The sequence below is a fragment of the Nostoc sp. genome (assembly GCF_054880495.1).
In genome coordinates, this window is record NZ_JBTYKD010000104.1 from 75,953 (window position 1) to 92,985 (window position 17,033).

Genomic DNA, 17,033 nt, shown 5'->3' on the forward strand with positions numbered 1-17,033 from the left:
GTTAAGTAGGCATTTAGCAGAAATTTTAGCTACCAAGTGAAAGCTAAAGTATTGACCTTCTGGACATTTTTTTAGAGGTGTTAGAAACTCTATTTCTAGAGGAGTGTCAGATACATAACAGCTTTATGAGTGGTTGCTGTTAAACCTGGCCAATAAATCCTCACGGGAGAGATTCGATAACTGCAACAGTAAAGAAGCATACTCTTGTGAAGGTAGCTCTAGAATAGGCTGAATAATTGTGGCTAATTGTTCATCTAGCGTACCAAATCGAACTGTTAGTAAATTTTCTACAACCATCCGTTGCCCTTGCTTTTGAGCCTCTTGCTCCCACTGTATATATAGTGGTGATAATTTCATGATTAACCTCCTGTCATCCTCATCTATATTTTCGCTAGTTTGTAAATTAGCATTCAAGATACTTTATTTGATGGCGTAGTTTAAATCTGCGGTGGAGAGTAATTGCCTCATAAACAACGATTGGTAAATAAGTTTTGAGGCTAACGCCTCATGCGTTGGGCAATCATATTTATGTACTCCAATGGTTAAATCTAGGGTTTCAAACAACTCTAATCGCTCCAATCAGTCTACTGCCAAAACTGCTGCTTCTAATCCCAAAGCTAATACCAAAGCTCAAGCAGCTAAATCTAAAGCTCCTAACACTCAATTGTCAGACTTTGATATTGAGGATATTGACCCAGAACTTCTCAGCGACAGTTATAACCAAGTTAGACGACCCTTACTGCCTTACGGCATTGTCGTTAATGACAAACCCGCCGGACTTCTAATTCCAGAAGATCAGCTAGAAAAGGCTGGCTGGCTTGATATACCTGATGAGAACGACCTAACTATTGTCACCCTAACTGAAGATGTTACTGGACTCTTAATTACTCAAGCACGGTTACTAGTTTTAGCTTTTGTACCAGAGTATATCCGTTATAAATCAGATGTTGAAGACTTGGGTGGTTCTTTTGTTGGGCTTTATGATGAATACAAGCATAACCTTGACAAGAAAACAATGGATGTGTGTTCAGAACATGCACTGGTGTTTCTAGATGAGGATAATCAACCCCTGCATACTACTCCTGTCGTTGTCCGCTTTAAGAATGTAGCTCTCTGGAGTTTTAAGTCGGTGCGTGAGGAGTTTTACCGTTCTTTGGAGAAAACCTTTGCTGACTATTTCCAAGTGCCATTTAGTGGCAAAAACGATAGGTGGCGTAGCTTAGGTGTGCTGTCAGTCGAGTTCAAAGCTGTCAAAGAGGGCGAAGGTAAGAATAAACACGACTGTTGTAAGACTGTAGATTATACCAAACCCACCGTTGAAAATCTGTCTCAATTTTATTTGGGTCAACCCACAGCTAAAGCCCTAATTTGGCAACAACATAATGCGATCGCTGGTTTTAATGAACCTCAATCCCTACCTGCTTTGCCAGGAGAATCGGTGTCTGTAGACGTGGAAGTATTGCCACCAAATAAGAATAGAAACAAAACTCAAAGCGTTCGTAAATCGAAACCAGCGACCAAGCCACCTCGCAAAATTCAACTTATTGACGATGACGACTTCCTCGATGAAACCGACGATTTGGAAGCTGAGTTAGACGATGATGATTTTGAGGAGGAAGACGATGAACTGGATGATGAGGAATAGTCCAATGCAACTATAGCGTCAATGAGAGTATGTCACATAAAAATACCCTGCCGTAGCAGCAATGACTATGGCAGAGTTTTCTTCTAGATTTCGAGTTATCAACTTCGAGAATTTTTACTATTAATGAAAAGCTGACTATCAGCAAGTTGATAGCCAGTGCCATTGAAACAAAAATTCAATTGACGTAGTTGCTCTTGCTCAGTTTGCAGTACCTTAATGCACGGTAATGCCTGACCTCGGTTCTCTCCCACTTCTAACAAATGCTTACCTGGTGGCATATTGGGATTCAAGTAACTCAAGAATACCTGAGTAATTGGTTTGTCCTTTCTGAGCCAGTAACCAGTATACAGACATCCCAAAGCACCACAGACATCAGGCGTATTCAAGTTGAAAACCGCGAACCTACCGTCTTTTCCTTCCACACTCCAAGCCAGTATATTTTTAGCAGATACTTTGGCATTCAACTCTGTATTTTCTACAATCACCTGTTCAATTACTGAAGCAGGCACAACATTAACAGCTTTGTTCCAAGTAACGGTTGCCGCATTTAAGCTACAGCCCCCTAAGCTCATGAGAATCGACAGCAACAAAAAGATGCCCAAACCAATCCGAAACCAATGAATCCAGTAGCGTACCCTCATAGTCGGTGCTGGTAATTGATATGCAGTTGTCTTCAGTGGTTGAGACTGACTAGGGGAGGCGGAGTCAGAATAAACTCCCTTTCCTTCCAGTGTTTGCCCAAAGTGTATTTTTGAATTGGTATCAGTATCAAGTATTTCTTTTATCTCATGGGGCGAGGTAATAGAAGTTTTAGATAAATCTGTCATACTCTACCTCCCATTTTCAGTATTGTTAGCAGTGCTGATGTAGCTAGAATTTACATTAGGAGAACAGGTCAGCGTTACATTATCGCTATTACTGTTGCGATAACTAGCTAAAGCGGTTTTGCCGTAATCTTTAAGGCTGAGACGACCGAGGGCATCTGAGCCATTTCCATCAACTTTGCTGTAATCACCACCAAAATGCTTTTGAGCCACTCGTTCAATTAGGCGTTCGCCCGTAAATCGCTCTCCTGTAGCCGGATCGATTTGCTCTTGCGTCACTTGAATTTTGTTAGCCATATCAGCCATAAACGCCCTATCTTGGTCGGCTGGGGGAAAAAACTCAAATAGTTCAGCCTCTGTTGGTTGATGCCCTTGCTCCACTTGACTCAGAAACTCTTGACCTCCAGGCTTGGCAGCAATTAACTGCACTGCATAGGGGTTATAACTCATGAACTGGTAGCGACCGAGAGCGCGACCACAATTTAAACCCCCATCCGCACAGGTATGTATGCCAATGGCTTTGTAATCCCCACTACCAGCGCTCTCAATTTCCGCAATTGCATTTAAGAGCGATCGCAAATCAATACCAGAGAATGATTGACCTGTTATCGACCGACTACCATTACTAAACGCGCATGGGTTAATCTTCTCTATTACTCCAGTACGGTTGGTAGTCTTAGCTTTCGGCTCTCTTGTCGCTCCAGTTGGTAAAGACGCAGTATTTGTCCTCTGTTCACTCAAATTGCCTACAAATATCAGAGAGTTAACCTTGTAGCTGAAAAAAGGAACAGGCCCGATAAAGTAAGGTGTACAACCCATTCGCCAAGCACAGAACCGAAAGAACAAAGCCGTATCTACCGTATCAGTAGTTTCATCCGGCTCCATTACCACCACCTTAAAAGCTTTACCAAACGGTAGCCGTCCTGTTGGTTCCCGACCGTTATTTACTGCTTTCAGGATACCCCGCCCGCCCTCGACTTCTTGGTATTTACCGGAAATCCACTGTTTACCTTCCAACTGACCACGTTCCTGACGACCTGTATTCTCCAAATCATCCAATTCTAAGTAAGCGCAGTCTTTTTCAGTACAAGGCACAGAAAACCCTTGCACGTCTGAACCAGAAATCGTATTGTTACGGCGGTTTTCTGTTGGCCCATAAACTACATCAATCCGCATTACCAAGCTACCAATTTCAGTGATGGGATTAGGCATTAATCCTAAAGGTACTTGTCCCAAACCAGGAATATCCGAAACATTGCTATTCATCCAACCTGTAAATTGTTGTAGCTGTACTGCATCTAAGTTAGGAATTGAAGAAATGGAAAACTCTGACAAGTCGATTTCTCCCAGCTTCATTTGCCCAACTTCATACTGTGTTAGTACTTGAGCTAGTGTTAAATTAGATGCGGCAATTCCCTGAGATTTTAGTAAAGTGGCAACAGGTGTAATATTGTTTACTTGCATCTTAGCTAATTCTGGAACAACCTGAGCTAAATGGCTCAATGTCTGCTCCCCAATCAGGGGAAATTCACTCAAGGCAATTTTGTTTAAATCTATACTGTTAATGTCTGTGTTCGCCTTTGGTTGTGTGCGGAGAGCGATCGCCTGGATCGCCTGCAAAGAAAACTCCTCTGCCTGCAATGCTTCACTGATATCTCCTAACTTCAAATATTGGTCAGGAGTCATACCCACATTCCAAGTGCGACTCAGGTCATAACCTAGTGTCTGGCTGTAGGGACTGCCATCAATTGCACCAGATTGACTGATACCTGGTAGCTGGGCCAGAGAAATACGGCTCCAGTCTGGCAGCAAAACTTTAGTAGCAGGTAGTCGAGACTGAGGATTTGCAACTTCTACAATTCGAGTTGGTAAATTGCCATCACCAATTGTGTTGATTGTAGCTTGTGCGGCGATACTATAAATAATACAAGTAATGACAACCAGAAGAGATATCCATGCTTTTTGAACGTTCATAATTTCAGGTTTAAAAATGACAGCAACTATACCCCAATCAGCAAAGTGATTTATTGAATAAAAACCCAATTAATTGTTGCTTATGGGGTATAGGAAGAGAGTGAAAATATGACTTATAACTCTAGCTCCGGGGATGCTGACTGTTGACTTTTCTTAGACTTGTAACCGGAGCCTGAGCCATATCCTGGTAATTGAGGATTGGGATTAGCAGCCGATTCAGTGTAAGGTGTATCCCCAAGATTGATTTCAAAGATATTCTCTTGATAACCATCCCTAAATTGGTCTGCTTGCCAGGGATTACTACTATCTCCAGAACTTGATTGCTCAACACCGTAACCGTCAGATTGATAGCCACTGCCAGACTGATAATTACTACTGTCGTCAGTATCAAGATTTTGGTTAATTGTGGGTTCGTTATTCATTGGCATTACCTAAAAAAGCTGTATCAATGCCAGCATAAAAAGATTTATCTAGTATCAGCCTTCACCTATTGGACATTAATTTTTTAGCCGATTGGCTATTTTTGGTGATGCGCTCATATCGAGATGACAAATGGAGCAAATGAATTTTATTTCCCCAGAAATAATGGCAGAAATTAGTAATGGTAATAGTACCAAACTGCCAGACAACACCCGAAAAATGCTGCAAATTCTAGCAAGTTTAAATACACCAAAAGAATTATTAGCAAGTCTTTTAGAAATAGCTGAATTTTCCCTACACCATGTTCGCTACCTTGCAGGGCCATTGGTAATTCATCGCAGTCCTTGGAGTGATACAATTCCCCAATGGCTGAAGTTTGCTTGTATTCAGGATCGATTGGAACTTATCTTCACTGAATACGAACAGAATCAGGTTGGTGTTTCCAGCACAGCCACAGAAGTTCTTACCTACATGATGCCAGCAACTTACGAAGCTCCTCTGCATAGGGACTACGCTGACCTTTATCTTTGGGTAGGTAATGAAGTTTTAACCAAATACGATAAATTACCAAAGGGTTGCAAGAGTTTTTATGAATTTCTAGGTGATGGTGATACGAGCAATGCGAGCAATGCCAGCAATAATCGCATCATTCATTTTAATCAGGTAAAAAATGAATTCAACTATCTTAGCAGGTCAATTCGACGCAGCGTAGTTAAACACGCAGCACAAGAGGGATGGGGTAAGCGTAATGTTAATGCCAAGCCTAACTTAGACTCGACCCAAAGCACTCCAACTCCTAAACCTTCATCAAATTCAACTGTGCAAATTAGCTTGTTCTGAATTTTCAAGAAATCCTCAGTCTATTCAAATTTTCATCTGAGGATTTTTCTGTTAAATGGAAGCGATCGCTTTTTTAGTTATGAACGTAAATTATCAAGTTAATCATCATGAATACTCAAGAAATTCAAGAAATTTTAAATCATCTCATCATTGGAATTACAGCCTTATATACCATTCTGATGCTCATTGATTTCGTTGTGGGAATAGTCCATCTGTGGCAGAAATTTACACTCAACATCGAAAACACAACATCTGAACAATCACAGATGGAATCTATTGATATTAAGAAATCTCTCAACTTGGAAAATCAAAACCAATCAACTAACCGTATCACATCAAAACCAGAACCTCAACCAGACAACTTTGTTAGCATTGATGTAGACAAAATTGATTTACGGACAGCTAGAAAAATTGCCAGTGCCATAAAAAAAGCTTCAAAATCCAATCCTGACTTAATTATCAAACAAAAAGTCAACAATAAATGTGTTCCTTTAGCCTGGTTGCAAGCACAGATTAAGCATCGTTTAGAACTGGCACCAGAAATTGTCACACCCATTATTAGAGAATTGGCTCCTACTGCTTTGACATCTGTTCGAGAAAATATTCAGCATTCTAACATTGCAAAAACAGGTAAACGTCAAGTCAGTTAATCATATAAAGAGAGGAATATCGATATGGCGGTTATCGCTCGGATGAGAAGACAAAAGTACTTGCTGTATAATCTTTCCAGCAAAGTTTTTGTATCTCCCTTAACTGCACACCGCTATAGTATTACCTCTCTTTAATAGGTTTTCAAATCTTTGTAAAAAACTAAATATTTTGAAGTTGCTAGATATACAAGCTATCGCTTCTAGGTGATAAATTCAAATTTAATTCATTATGAATACAGGCTTAATAAATACAAATAATTCCAGTATTTTTACCCCACAATATACTCTTGTTTCCAATGTTTCAACTCTTAATTATGCTCTCCAAGGTCTGTTTCAGGCAGAAGTTTTAGCCATAGATTGTGAAACAACAGGACTTGACCCTCTAACTGATTCTATTAGACTGATTCAAATAGCTGCACCAAACCATCCAGTACTGCTAATTGATTTACCAGCTATTCCCAAAAGCGATCGCCAACTGCTCAAAAAACTGCTTTGTAACTCTGCTGTCAAAATTGCTCATAATGCCAAGTTCGACTGGCAATTTCTCACACTCGCAGGACTTCAACCCTCTGGTCAATTCTTTGATACCCAACTTGCTTATAAAGTTCTAACCGCAGGATTAAAAACAAGCTCATCCTTACAAAATATAGTTAAAAAGCTACTACACTTTCAACTAGATAAAACTCAACAAATCAGTGATTGGTGTAAACCTCTTACCAAGCTTCAATTGCACTATGCTGCCGTAGATGCTGCCATATTACTTGACCTTTACCCAATTCTCCTCAACAAGTTAAAGCAGGCAAAGTTACTCAAAATTGCCCGACTGGAATTTCAGTGTATGCCTGTTGTAGCTCAAATGGAACTTAACGGAATGCTATTTGACTTGTCCCGATGGCAGATACTGGGTGCAAAACTAGAAGCTGAAAAAACAGATGCTTTAAACCAACTCAAGCAACTCCGTATTGCTAGCTCTCAGATGTCATTGCTGCCAGAACTGACAGATGCAGTAAACCCGAATTCACCTCAGCAAGTTTTGGCTGCTCTACAAGCTATTGGTATCAAAATCAACTCAACTAATCAAAGTAAATTAGTTTCTTTAGCTGCACAGTATCCCATAATTCAAGCATTGCTTTCTTACCGCCGTCTATCCAAAATTATCGGCACTTTTACCGAGAAACTACCCCAGCATATCCACCCCAAAACTGGGAGAATTCATCCTAACTATTATCAATTAGGGGCAAAATCCGGTAGATTTTCTTGCCGCAAACCACCTCTACAAAATATTCCCCGCGATCAAACAGCTCGTAGCTGCTTCATTGCTGCCCCTGGCTATAAAATTATCAAAGCCGATTACTCCCAAATAGAACTACGAATTATGGCTCGGCTTAGTGGTGATACAAAGATGTGCCAAGTCTATCGCCAGGGGGCTGACTTACATCGATTAACAGCATCTCTAGTAACTGGAAAATATATCAATGAAGTGACTGAAGAAGACCGCAGACTAGCAAAAGCAATAAACTTTGGATTGATTTTCGGTATGGGCGCTGCCAAACTCCAAATTTACGCCCAAGTAAAATATGGGGTGGCAATGACATTAGAACAAGCAAAAGCTTTCAGAAAACGATTCTTTGAAGCTTATCCTGGAATAGCTAGGTGGCATGAAAACATCAAAGGTAAATACATCCAAGGCATTAAGGAAAGTCGTACACTAGCAAATAGACGACGGAGATGGGTAAACAAGCCCCGACTATCAGAGCTATTTAACCATCCAGTACAAGGTTTAAATGCCGACATCAACAAATTAGCTATGGTAAAACTTTCAAATCCATTAGCTAAATTCAGAACAAAACTCATCTGTGTAAGACATGATGAAATTGTACTGGAATGTCCAGAGACTGAAGTTGACCAAGTTAGCAATATATTACACAATTGTATGGTTGCTGCTGCCCAAAAGTTTCTCAGCCCTATTCCAGTTATTATAGATATTAAAACATCAAATAGCTGGTGAACTATCCCAACTTGCCGAGTCCGACTGAAGTTGGATTTGCAGTCAAGCTATTCTGAGAAGATTAGTCAAAAACTCAATTGCCCTCCTCACAGTATAGCTCGTGCAAAATGTGGTTAGAGGGCGTTTCGTTTTTGATCCGAAGCACTATCCCCGCCCTATCCCAATACCGTTCAGTTAAGGACATTTATCTGTTGGGGCGGGCTGTTTTTGAGCAGGGGAAGCAGGGGGAGAAAAAAGGCTTAACCCAAGCGTATTGCACCCTATCCACTATTTATGGCTGTTCCTGAATCGGTATTCTAGCCATTATAAATAACGGAACTATTTTAACTATATCTGCTTACGCAGATTGAGAGTGAATCAAGAGTTTAAAACCCGCTTAATTGGGTTTTATTGGTGTGTCTATAAACTCTGTGACGGACAAATACCTGATGTAATAAACGAGTTCAAATATTTACATATTTGAGGTGTATCAATGTCTAACCCCCGGATTTTAGGGGCAAGAGAAATTCATCTAATTTCACTCTACAGTCACTGGGAATTTGGTATGAAACCAGAGGAATTTTATGCCAAATGGGATGTGAGTTATGAACAAATTGCCTTAATATGCTGTCGTTCCGATTCTACAGTCCGAGGTTGGTTTAAACAAGGTAAATTTAGACGCTATCCTCAGCCTAATGATTTACGACATTTGGCATTCATGGACTTTTTACTGGAACATTTTGAAGAAGTTCCCGAACAACTTTGGCAATTGCTATGTCTGACTCATTCGCCTTGATCTCAATAACATTTCTCTTCTACATATAGCAATCCGGTTTGATTACTGAAAGGTTTTTAAAACAAAAGCTTTGCCCTGCAAGGTTTTCAGACTCAGTACACAATATTTCATTCCAGTCTGAACGCTATATATCTGTCCAATAAATCTAATGCACACATAATTCTAATTGTCAATATCAATTTGACCTGTCTTTGAGTATACCTCCTCGTTTAAGGTAAAATTTGGCGATTTAAAACTACATAGCATGGTTATTTTACAGCATTTTTAAGAAGGAAAATATGACTTATTCTGAGCAATTAAAACCGTGGTGTATTGTCCGTGATATTCCCAATCAAGAAAATATTGTTGTGAAAAGATTCCGCCGACGCGATGATGCTGTTGCTTATCTGCAAGTGTTGAAGCAGTCAGCGAGAGATATTGCTTTTCAAATCATTTTTAAGGCTCAAAACGTCAATATACCACGGGATAATGAAGCTTTTAACGGTTCATTTTGAGAAGATTTGAAAATCATAAAAAAACTAACTTATGGGATGATAGAATCCCGTGTTTTCCTTAAATTTCCACCCCACACGCCACTACGCCAGTAATATAAGTGTTAAAACTGTAGTGTCAAAAATTAATGGTTTGTAGCATTTTTTCAAACAAGGAATCGCCAAAATTCATTAATCGTAGTGAAGGCATTTCATCAAAAACACTAGGGTAAAAAGTAACCATGTAATTCTGCCCTTTGTAATTCAGTTTCCAAGTACGTTCGCTCCTTCTCTCAAACTGCACATCATTGGCTTTTAAAATTGCTGATGATGTGAATAACTGCTCAATAGTTTCTGGCGTAAAAGGAGCAGAGGGGATTGGTTTTTGAATTTCTGCTAAGTCAGCGTCTAAGTCCATTGCTACCATTTCTTCAATTGCTAAACGAGGCGGTGGGCTGTCTAACACAGAATCGAATTGAGACATTAAAACATCCTCTTCTTCTGGATCAGCACTCATAACAGCCCGTTCAATAAAGGTAGGGACTTGGGCTAGAATAGGCTGGAGATTACCAACAACAGTGGCAAAAGCGTTTATGCGATCGCGCAATTTTCTATAAACTTTCGCTTCTACAGTGCCATCATAATAGAAGTTGTGAATTCGCACAGTCGGATATCTTTGTCCAATGCGGTCAATTCTCCCAATACGCTGTTCGACCCGCATCGGATTCCAAGGCATATCATAATTAATCAACACGCCGCAATTTTGTAAATTCAAACCCTCGGAAGCAGACTCAGTACAGAGGAGAATTTTGATTTCATCTTGGCGAAATCGGCGTTTAATTTCTTCCTTGGGAACTAGACACCACTCCCCATTCTGGTACAGTTCCCCCCCACGACCTGAGTAACAAGCTACTTGGCTACCGTATAACTCCTTCAATGTATCCCGTAGATAGTCCATCGTGTCAGTGTACTGGGTGAAAACGATCGCACTTTCTCGGTCGGTTAATTCTTGGCGTAAAATCTGAATAAAGCGAGAAAGTTTGCTATCTTCCCCAGTGTTTTCAAATTGACGTAGTAATTCTTCAAGATATTGAATTTCCTGGGGGTCTACTGGTTCAAAGAAAGATTCCAGCCCAGCAATCACTGCATCATCCTCATTATCCACATCTACTAAATCGTCGTCACTTAAAACGCTTCCCTGTTGAGTTAACAAATAATCCAAACGACGTTGTAGAGATGACTTGATAGCATAGAATGAACTGGTCAAACGTTTGCGGTAAAGGGTCATCAAAAAACCCAAACAAGAACGCTGATCTATTTGCGCCAGTCGGTAAAAGTGACGTACATAGTTGCTGACAGCTACATAAAGCGGTACTTCCCGTTGGGGTTCCAGCGTAATAGCATTATCCTGCACAACTCTAGTGGGAATATCCCGATCTAACAGTCCCCTTTTATAGTATTGTCGGAGAGTGTCGCGGGTGTGGCGGAACATCAAGTCTTTTAGGGGCGTGTTCACTGTCAAGTATTGGCGTGAGGTGTCGATAAAGTCTTCATCTGCCAATAATTGTTTGTGATTGGAGATTTTCTTGCCCCGTTGCCAAGTATCCTGCATTTTGTAAGCAAGAATGCGATCGCTCTTGGTCAAAAACTGCTCTAATCTAAAGGAAGGTTGTCCACCGCGCCCAAAGTAGTCACTAGACATGACTTGCCAAAAATTAATTACTTCCTGCTTGACAGCACCTTGTAGCGAGGCGAAATAATCGCAGAAGTTATCGCCATAACTCCAATGTCCCTGCAATCCCAGCAGATTTAACAAGTCGAAAACTTCTATGGCATCAATTTGCATAGGAGTTGCTGAGAGAAGAATCAGAGACTTGGTTTTCTCCTTCAACTGTGTCATTAACTCTAACAAGCGATTGGGTGTTTCTTTGCGGTCTTGAGGACTCTTGCGACGTGCATGATGGGCTTCGTCTAAGACTACTAAATCCCAAGGTTCTGCTGATAGTAGCTGGTGCATTCTGTCAGTTCTCCGCACCAAATGAGAAGAAGCCAGGATTAAGTCTTGAGTATTCCAGGGGTTAGCTGCTGCGGGGATAGTCCGCTTGTAGGGGTCTTTAAATTCTGTAGATGTGTAACTCCAAAAATGCAGATTAAATTTTTCCCGTAGTTCTTCTTGCCACTGGGGTTGGACACTAGCAGGTGCTAAAATCAGTACCCGCTTCACTTTTTTGGATAACAGCAGATAACGCAGAATTAAACCAGTTTCAATAGTCTTTCCTAAACCAACTTCGTCAGCGATGAGAAAACTTTGGGGAAAATTTTGAGCAACGCGGCGCAGGATTTTAATTTGGTGTGGCCAGGGGTGAATGGGAATTGATTTTAAACAAAAATCCAAGCAGCCGGGATGTTCATGAATATTGGCAAGTTGAGTAAATGCCAACCGTTCTTCTTCCCTTACTTTTGTAGAAATAGCTGAAGGGTCTGATTTTAGTTCCGGTTCTGGTTGTGCTTCTGGTTCAGTTAATTCTATTTTTGTTAGAGGTCTAGAGTCAAATTCAGCTTGGGCATTCCAATCAGGTTTACTAGATTTTGCGTAACGCAACAGCTTTTTCTGTACCGCCTCTGGAACTTCAAAAACTCGCACGTTAGGCGATACGTCATACCAAAGTTGCTCAAACCTCGCTTCTTCTTCTTCAACTCTATCTAGTTCCCTTCCTCCCTCCCAAGAACAATAAACGTGAAAGGATTCTACATTCCTCTCCCAGCCACCGATAGATTCGTTATTGGAACCGTTAAATGCTAATTTTTCGCCCTTGCTATCAGTAAAAATGCCAACCTTTTCGTGAAATATATGCTGTGGGTCTAGTTGCTGTGTACTATCTTCTGGCTGTCCATTTTGTTTCAGGGGAATAGCAATTTTAATATCGAGATATTGATTTTGAATTAACCAACTGAGAATTTCTAAGTGTTTGAGTTGGGCAAAACTTTCTGGTGGTTTTAAGTCTGCGTCTAGACGAGATAGCAATGCGTCTCGCAGTTCGTATCCCTGTTGAATTGCTTGTAAATCTTGGGGACTAAACTGACAACCCATGATTAACCGCATTCGCCCTTTGTTGTGCAGCATTGCACCTAAACCTCGTGCAACTTTACTTAAAATGGCACTGCTAAAAAATCCTGCTTTCCGGTCATATTGAATGGCACACTCTAAAGCAGGGATGTAAAAATCAGTGATGGTGTTGTGGGTGTTGCTGGTGTAACTAATTTTCCAAGGATATTCACGCAGGTTTTTCAACTTTCTAACCAGTTATCTAATTTTAAGTTGGGAATATTGATAAAATCTTTAATATTGTTAGTAACAAGAATATCGTCACGAGAACGAGCTACAGCAGCAATCAAAGCATCAAATTCTCCGGTTGGTTTCCCAACTTTTCTGAGTTCGCTTTGAATCTTGCCAAATTCGATAGCTGCTTCTATTTCAAAAGATTCTACTGGTAGGAGTTCAGTGAACTGTGCTAATATCTCTAGATTCTTGGCTACCTGTTGAGAACAATAAACGCCTTTATATAGTTCTGAAACTACAATAATGGAGAGATAGCACTGGCTGAAAAAGCGATTAAATTTAGTAACAGCTTGGGGATTTTCGTTCAGCAGGGCAATACAAATGTTGGTATCTAGTAGATACATTAGCCGTTATCCCGATTATCAAGTGAGTCTAAAGTTCTGCCTTGATAAGTATGGCGCTGTTGGTCAATTTCTGTAAATATTTCTGTTAATTCCGGTTGGTTCTTCCAAACCCCAAATAATTGATTTAGTCTAGCTAGTCTCTCCTCGTCTGTTAATGGTGGTTGTGGTTCTGTAATTTGATTGGTAATAAATTCTACGTCTATGATTATTTCTGTCCCATCTGGAATATTATTAAGTTGTTCTAATATTTCAATATTTTGACCACGTTTTATGCCTCTAACCTTCATGTTTGATTATCTCCTATAATTATTAGTTGACTGATGATTGATGATTGTTGGCAAAGAAAGTCATGATATAGCTTTTGTTAAGATTGGATAATTAATTTAGAAACTTTATCCGATAAATTTTGCTGACAAGCATCAAACCATTCTTGAACCAATTTATCTTTCCCATCTGGAACTTCATAAAATCTGAAAGACATACCGCTACTCCTAGATATTCTGACAACTCCTGACAGGTCTAATATCTCCTGATTGATTTTAGCGGATATTTCTAATGGGATAGATACAGATTCGATTTCTTTATTAGATGGGTGTTCTGATGGAATTCCTCTGCTTTCTGCTGTTTTTTTCGCCAGTTCTAAATCTTTTAACGCCTCAGCTTTACCTGTAGATTTTAGCTCTACACTAAAATCATATTGATTCATTTGTTATTTCCTCCATTAATTAATTATGACAGTTGTATGCTAACGGTCAACAGCCCTCAATCATCAGTCTCATCAGTCTCTAAATTCAAACTCATTTGTCCATAATTTAAGGATAGCTCAGGTTGCACATAAGACACTTTGGCTTTGATTTCATCCATAGCCAACCACAAATCTAATAAGGCTTTTTCTTCAGTCAGGCGTTTCTTTTCATCACCAATGCGCGGAATTACTTTCAACGCTACTTCAAATGTCCGCATAAATAAATCGTTGCTAACTAAGCCAGTATTTTTGAGAAATCTACGGACTGGTTCTGTATTGTCTTCCTCTTGGTAAAGGGCGATAATGGCGTGGAGTCCATCAACTAAATATCTAGCAGAAAATTCAGTATCGGTAACGGAGAAGGCGCGTTTTTTCAAGCGTTGTTGGGGGGTGAGTAATTTACAGTAACCGCTTGCAGAATCGAGTATTTTGTGTTTTTTGACTAAATCGGAAACATCAAAACCACCGACTGCTAAGGCGAGTTGTCTAGCTTCATCGAAGGGGAATTCTCGCGCTTCAAAGGTATCCCATGCCAAGATGTACCATTGGGTTAAGGGGTCGATACCGTTGAAGTCTTTACCTTCTAATAGCTTTTGTAGTCGGTATTCGACTACTGCTTGGCGTACTTCTTCAAATGCTGCTTTGGGTTCAACTGGATTCCCGGCGCTGTCGAGGATGGAACTATATTTGGTAAACACACTCAAAGCTGAACCGAAAGCACTTAAGCACAAGTTTATACCAGGAGGTTTAATGCGGCGTTGCGGATCTGCTACTCTATCAGCAGCAGGACGAGAATCTTCAGTTAAGCATTTTTCGAGTTCTGGTGCTTTTTCAAAGACGATATTTCGCACGTCAATTCGCACGTCATCCCACCAAGCTTGTTCAGCATTTGGATCGCGCTTGCGGCATACTAAAAGTACTGTGCTGGATACTGCGTTTTTCTGCGCTTGGTGGAGATTTTGGGGGTTTTCGGTGCTGACAGCCCATGAAGCGGTGATTTCAAAGCCAGCGTCTATTAAGGACTTGGCTAGGACATCCCATGCACCGGAGTCTTTATGGTTGAATTGGACTGTCATTACGCCGTCGTTCCGTAATACGCGGTGGTATTCGGCGAAGGCCATGGCCATTTTGGCTTCGTAGTCTTGATAAGCAAGTTCTTTGGGTGAAATGCCCATGTTACGGAAGCGTCCTAAATTAGCAACAGCTTCTCGTTCTTTGTCGGTAAGTTCTAAATAGAATAATTCCGGGAAGATATCACCTAATGTGCGTTTTTGCCAAACATAGAAAAAGTCTGATAACTCAGCATAGGGTATAGTGTCGTAATAAGGCGGATCTGTCACAATTACATCTACAAAATTATTAGCAATATTTGTTAAGTTATCGGCTGATGCTAAATCTATTTGAATTGACTTTGAGTCATGTATTTCAATTCCATAATTTTCTATTGAACCTAGTTTAGTTCCTAATAAAGCACAAAGATTTTTATAATTAGAGGCAAAAGAATCAAAACAAAATCTCCATAATTCACCTGCACCTTGTATTTCTGAATAATTCCACATTAGATTAAGTGCGTGTTGTGATGAAGCTCTTTCAATTGAACCTTTAGATGAATTCAAGTAAGAAAGTCTAGAATTTTTATCTGCACATAAATCAAAAATTAAAGCTAAATAAGTGGATATTGCTTGCGATTTTTCCCATTCATATTCAGACTGAATTAATATTTTAGCTTCCTTGATAATTTCTACATAAGTTACTAGGGTTAAAAGTTGTCGGGAATTAAAATATTTATCCCATGTAGTTAACCCATAACGATAAGCCATCATATATTGAGGATTATCGCTACAATTCTCTTCAGGAATTAAATCATTGTGTTTAAAAATGTTATATGATTTTAGAATTATATTTTTACTTAAATTAAACCCTTCAAAATCTACATTTACTGGAGTTCTAAATTGAAGATTATTAGTTCCTGTTCTGTAAGCTACTGCATATAATTGATGACTAAAACCAATATTTTGTGCATAATCTATTAAATATTCTTGCTGAATAGTGTTAGAACAGTTAGGACATTTAGCTACGCTTCTTGATATTGTCTTATCATCATCAGGATCATATTCACCATCATCAGTTTCAATAGTTGTCCCCTTACCCTTTCTGCCTTTAACTAATTCAAAATCAACCCGCTTATTTTCAAGATTAGGAATTGGCTTAACTGCACACCATTTATGTAAATTCTGCTTTTCAGGGCGTTTATATAACCACCAACTTGGACTTAATGGAACAACCGACTCACAACTTGGACAAACAACCGTATGCGCCCACAAATAATTCTGCACAGTTTCCCCAGGTAAAGAAGGGAAAAACTCAGCCAATCTTTTCTCAGCTTCATCACCTACCCACTTCACCCATTTATCAATATCCTGCTGCAAATCTGGGCCAAACTTTAGCGGATATTCCATCGCCGCCTTCATCGTCACCACCGCCACAGGATTTAAATCAGAAGCCAGCACATTTAACCCATATCTCGCCGCCTCAAAAGGTATACTTCCACCACCTGCAAACGCATCTAAAACAGTCGGTGTGCGCGTTCCCCAAACCTTCTCACAATAATCCTGCACCTTCTTAATTTGCACAGAATTAGGCGGTGTTTTATATAGCTTTACCTCCTTCCCCGGTACTAACCCCAGCAAATATTCAAACTCTTGCATTGTGATATCTGCTGGTAATAAAGAAGCCAACACACTGGCGCGACTAAAAGATAAAGGCTTACGCGAATACCAGCGATGTAATCCTTTAAAAGGATTTCCCCCGTGTTCAAAATTAACTTGCTCATTTAATACCTGCACAGGCATCATTTTTTCAATAAAAACATCGGGGCGTTTAGGCATAATTCAAATTAATACGTAAAAATCGGAAGACACTATAGTAGCAAACTTAACAGATAAATAGAATTCGCAGCCACATAAACTAAGCCTGCACAGGCGGACTATAATCAACG

At 39.9% G+C, this 17,033-nt stretch carries 15 protein-coding genes; 6 read left to right on the top strand and 9 right to left on the bottom strand.

Annotated features, from left to right (window positions below; genetic code table 11):
* Positions 1 to 123: 123 nt before the first annotated feature.
* Positions 124 to 357, bottom strand: coding sequence for a hypothetical protein (locus ACYTXL_RS11995; RefSeq protein ID WP_461924938.1), 234 nt, complete (start codon positions 355 to 357; stop codon positions 124 to 126).
* 181 nt (positions 358 to 538) lie between these two features.
* Here ACYTXL_RS11995 and ACYTXL_RS12000 point away from each other — a divergent pair, with 181 nt between their 5' ends.
* Complete coding sequence (locus ACYTXL_RS12000; RefSeq protein ID WP_461924939.1) at positions 539 to 1,645, top strand: DUF5895 domain-containing protein; 1,107 nt, start codon at positions 539 to 541, stop codon at positions 1,643 to 1,645.
* A 98-nt stretch (positions 1,646 to 1,743) separates the two neighbouring features.
* Here ACYTXL_RS12000 and ACYTXL_RS12005 read toward each other — a convergent pair whose 3' ends face one another.
* The 3 genes from ACYTXL_RS12005 to ACYTXL_RS12015 form a co-directional block, all read right to left on the bottom strand.
* Positions 1,744 to 2,472, bottom strand: a complete 729-nt coding sequence (locus ACYTXL_RS12005; RefSeq protein ID WP_461924940.1) for a hypothetical protein — start codon at positions 2,470 to 2,472, stop codon at positions 1,744 to 1,746.
* A gap of 3 nt (positions 2,473 to 2,475) precedes the next feature.
* Positions 2,476 to 4,443, bottom strand: a complete 1,968-nt coding sequence (locus tag ACYTXL_RS12010; RefSeq protein ID WP_461924941.1) for a M23 family peptidase — start codon at positions 4,441 to 4,443, stop codon at positions 2,476 to 2,478.
* A 113-nt stretch (positions 4,444 to 4,556) separates the two neighbouring features.
* Positions 4,557 to 4,865, bottom strand: coding sequence for a hypothetical protein (locus tag ACYTXL_RS12015; RefSeq protein ID WP_461924942.1), 309 nt, complete (start codon positions 4,863 to 4,865; stop codon positions 4,557 to 4,559).
* Between the two features lie 130 nt (positions 4,866 to 4,995).
* Between ACYTXL_RS12015 and ACYTXL_RS12020 the strand changes: the two genes are divergently transcribed.
* From ACYTXL_RS12020 to ACYTXL_RS12040, 5 genes are all read left to right on the top strand, one after another.
* The gene (locus ACYTXL_RS12020; protein ID WP_461921537.1) at positions 4,996 to 5,703 is read left to right on the top strand and encodes a hypothetical protein; all 708 of its coding nucleotides are present in this window, start codon (positions 4,996 to 4,998) and stop codon (positions 5,701 to 5,703) included.
* Positions 5,704 to 5,810: 107 nt separating this feature from the next.
* Positions 5,811 to 6,353 (top strand): hypothetical protein, encoded by a 543-nt coding sequence (locus ACYTXL_RS12025; protein ID WP_461921538.1) that lies wholly within the window; start codon positions 5,811 to 5,813, stop codon positions 6,351 to 6,353.
* A 229-nt stretch (positions 6,354 to 6,582) separates the two neighbouring features.
* On the top strand, positions 6,583 to 8,361 hold the full coding sequence (locus tag ACYTXL_RS12030) for a bifunctional 3'-5' exonuclease/DNA polymerase (protein WP_461924943.1): 1,779 nt from the start codon (positions 6,583 to 6,585) through the stop codon (positions 8,359 to 8,361).
* A gap of 472 nt (positions 8,362 to 8,833) precedes the next feature.
* Positions 8,834 to 9,136 carry a hypothetical protein gene (locus tag ACYTXL_RS12035; protein ID WP_069069453.1) on the top strand — a complete coding sequence of 101 codons (303 nt, stop codon included), beginning with the start codon at positions 8,834 to 8,836 and terminating at the stop codon, positions 9,134 to 9,136.
* Between the two features lie 278 nt (positions 9,137 to 9,414).
* Positions 9,415 to 9,630: a hypothetical protein gene (locus ACYTXL_RS12040; protein WP_461924944.1), complete on the top strand. Its 216-nt coding sequence runs from the start codon at positions 9,415 to 9,417 to the stop codon at positions 9,628 to 9,630.
* 115 nt (positions 9,631 to 9,745) lie between these two features.
* Here the strand turns inward: ACYTXL_RS12040 and ACYTXL_RS12045 are convergent, their stop codons facing one another.
* The 5 genes from ACYTXL_RS12045 to ACYTXL_RS12065 all read right to left on the bottom strand — a co-directional run bounded on the left by ACYTXL_RS12045 (position 9,746) and on the right by ACYTXL_RS12065 (position 16,923).
* Positions 9,746 to 12,898: a DEAD/DEAH box helicase gene (locus ACYTXL_RS12045; protein ID WP_461924945.1), complete on the bottom strand. Its 3,153-nt coding sequence runs from the start codon at positions 12,896 to 12,898 to the stop codon at positions 9,746 to 9,748.
* Positions 12,895 to 13,290 (bottom strand): type II toxin-antitoxin system VapC family toxin, encoded by a 396-nt coding sequence (locus tag ACYTXL_RS12050; RefSeq protein WP_461924946.1) that lies wholly within the window; start codon positions 13,288 to 13,290, stop codon positions 12,895 to 12,897. Before ACYTXL_RS12050 ends, ACYTXL_RS12045 begins: the two co-directional genes overlap by 4 nt.
* A complete protein-coding gene (locus ACYTXL_RS12055; RefSeq protein ID WP_461924947.1) occupies positions 13,290 to 13,577 on the bottom strand; it encodes a hypothetical protein in 288 nt (95 codons plus the stop codon). The genes ACYTXL_RS12050 and ACYTXL_RS12055 overlap by 1 nt, the downstream gene beginning before the upstream one ends.
* 77 nt (positions 13,578 to 13,654) lie before the next feature.
* Positions 13,655 to 13,996: a hypothetical protein gene (locus ACYTXL_RS12060; protein ID WP_461924948.1), complete on the bottom strand. Its 342-nt coding sequence runs from the start codon at positions 13,994 to 13,996 to the stop codon at positions 13,655 to 13,657.
* A gap of 56 nt (positions 13,997 to 14,052) precedes the next feature.
* On the bottom strand, positions 14,053 to 16,923 hold the full coding sequence (locus ACYTXL_RS12065) for a DUF1156 domain-containing protein (RefSeq protein WP_461924949.1): 2,871 nt from the start codon (positions 16,921 to 16,923) through the stop codon (positions 14,053 to 14,055).
* Positions 16,924 to 17,033: the final 110 nt, after the last annotated feature.

Coding starts and splice junctions, on each gene's coding strand:
- ACYTXL_RS11995 (WP_461924938.1), bottom strand. CDS start 357: ATGAAATTATCACCACTATATATACAGTGGGAGCAAGAGGCTCAAAAG.
- ACYTXL_RS12000 (WP_461924939.1), top strand. CDS start 539: ATGGTTAAATCTAGGGTTTCAAACAACTCTAATCGCTCCAATCAGTCT.
- ACYTXL_RS12005 (WP_461924940.1), bottom strand. CDS start 2,472: ATGACAGATTTATCTAAAACTTCTATTACCTCGCCCCATGAGATAAAA.
- ACYTXL_RS12010 (WP_461924941.1), bottom strand. CDS start 4,443: ATGAACGTTCAAAAAGCATGGATATCTCTTCTGGTTGTCATTACTTGT.
- ACYTXL_RS12015 (WP_461924942.1), bottom strand. CDS start 4,865: ATGAATAACGAACCCACAATTAACCAAAATCTTGATACTGACGACAGT.
- ACYTXL_RS12020 (WP_461921537.1), top strand. CDS start 4,996: ATGGAGCAAATGAATTTTATTTCCCCAGAAATAATGGCAGAAATTAGT.
- ACYTXL_RS12025 (WP_461921538.1), top strand. CDS start 5,811: ATGAATACTCAAGAAATTCAAGAAATTTTAAATCATCTCATCATTGGA.
- ACYTXL_RS12030 (WP_461924943.1), top strand. CDS start 6,583: ATGAATACAGGCTTAATAAATACAAATAATTCCAGTATTTTTACCCCA.
- ACYTXL_RS12035 (WP_069069453.1), top strand. CDS start 8,834: ATGTCTAACCCCCGGATTTTAGGGGCAAGAGAAATTCATCTAATTTCA.
- ACYTXL_RS12040 (WP_461924944.1), top strand. CDS start 9,415: ATGACTTATTCTGAGCAATTAAAACCGTGGTGTATTGTCCGTGATATT.
- ACYTXL_RS12050 (WP_461924946.1), bottom strand. CDS start 13,290: ATGTATCTACTAGATACCAACATTTGTATTGCCCTGCTGAACGAAAAT.
- ACYTXL_RS12055 (WP_461924947.1), bottom strand. CDS start 13,577: ATGAAGGTTAGAGGCATAAAACGTGGTCAAAATATTGAAATATTAGAA.
- ACYTXL_RS12060 (WP_461924948.1), bottom strand. CDS start 13,996: ATGAATCAATATGATTTTAGTGTAGAGCTAAAATCTACAGGTAAAGCT.
- ACYTXL_RS12065 (WP_461924949.1), bottom strand. CDS start 16,923: ATGCCTAAACGCCCCGATGTTTTTATTGAAAAAATGATGCCTGTGCAG.